Genomic DNA, 694 nt, shown 5'->3' with positions numbered 1-694 from the left:
CACCTACGGCGAGGCCTACCACTACGCCGAACCCTATCGCGTGCTCGGTGACAAACTGGACCAAGACGAAGACCTGCTAAGCGAAAGCGGCTTTTTCTACGCGCGCCTGCGCCACGAGCGCTACCTCAACAGCCAGACCCATCTCAGCGGCGCCAGCAGCAGCGCCACCCTGGCGCCAGGCCAGGTGCTGAAAATCGCCGGCGCGCCCCAGGCCTTTGCCCCTGGCGCGGTGATCACCGGCCTGCGCACCCGTGCCGCCCGCGACCGCAACATCGAAGTGCATTTCGAAGCCATTCCCTACGCCGAGATGGTCTGCTTCCGCCCAAAGGTCCCGCCCAAACCGATCATCGCCGGCACCCTGCCAGCCCGGCTGAGCAGCCCCGAGCGCAACGACCGCTACGCCGAAATCGATCTCGAAGGCCGCTACCGCGTGCGCTTCCTGTTCGACCGCGACACCTGGAAACCCGGCCAGGAAAGCGCCTGGCTGCGCCTGGCCCGGCCTTACGGCGGCGACACCCACGGCCTGCACCTGCCAATGCTCGCCGGCACCGAAGTGGCGGTGGCTTTCGAACAGGGCGACCCGGACCGCCCCTACATCGCCCACGCCCTGCACGACAGCGAACACCCGGACCACGTGACCCTGCGCAGGCGCGACCACACCCGCAATGTGCTGCGTACACCGGCGAACAACAAG

General features: G+C 67.6%; 1 protein-coding gene. It reads left to right on the top strand.

All coding sequences use genetic code 11. From position 1 onward, the window contains the following. The coding region (vgrG, locus tag PG5_RS32380) for a type VI secretion system tip protein VgrG (protein WP_042955973.1) at positions 1-694 on the top strand (694 nt) is incomplete at both ends.

This window comes from Pseudomonas sp. G5(2012), from assembly GCF_000408945.1.
GTDB classification, from domain to species: domain Bacteria; phylum Pseudomonadota; class Gammaproteobacteria; order Pseudomonadales; family Pseudomonadaceae; genus Aquipseudomonas; species Aquipseudomonas umsongensis.
This window is presented reverse-complemented; position numbering and strand designations above follow the sequence as displayed.